The following is a 533-nucleotide window of genomic DNA, read 5'->3' as shown; positions in this document are numbered from 1 at the left end:
ATCCAGATGGCGTACGCCAACCAGGTCATCGTGGTGCCCGGCTACGGTCTGGCCGTGGCGCAGGCGCAGCACGCGGTCAAGGAGATGGCGTCGATGCTCGAAGAGCGTGGCGTCGAGGTCAAGTACGCGATCCACCCGGTCGCCGGTCGTATGCCCGGGCACATGAACGTGCTGCTGGCCGAGGCCGAGGTGTCGTACGACGCGCTCAAGGAGATGGACGACATCAACGGCGAGTTCAACCGTACCGACGTCACCGTCGTCATCGGCGCGAACGACGTCACCAACCCCGCGGCGCGGAACGACTCGTCCAGCCCGATCTACGGCATGCCGATCCTCAACGTCGACCAGTCCAAGTCCGTCATCGTGCTCAAGCGTTCGATGAGCTCGGGCTACGCCGGAATCGACAACCCGCTGTTCACGGCCGACCACACCTCGATGCTGTTCGGCGACGCCAAGAAGATGGTCTCCGAGGTCACCGAGGAGCTCAAGGCGCTCTAGCGAACGGCCCCCCGCAGGCACTGCCTGCCCTCGGG

1 protein-coding gene is annotated in these 533 nt (G+C 65.3%); it reads left to right on the top strand.

From position 1 onward, the window contains the following. A partial coding sequence (locus Q8814_RS26470; RefSeq protein ID WP_330154870.1) for an NAD(P)(+) transhydrogenase (Re/Si-specific) subunit beta occupies positions 1–498 on the top strand: 498 nt, incomplete at its 5' end. Positions 499–533: the final 35 nt, after the last annotated feature.

It is taken from the genome of Rhodococcus chondri, from assembly GCF_036327435.1.
In the GTDB taxonomy this organism is placed as follows: Bacteria; Actinomycetota; Actinomycetes; order Mycobacteriales; family Mycobacteriaceae; genus Rhodococcus; species Rhodococcus chondri.
The sequence above is the reverse complement of the archived record's forward strand: the minus strand, read 5'-3'. Positions and strand labels throughout refer to the sequence as shown.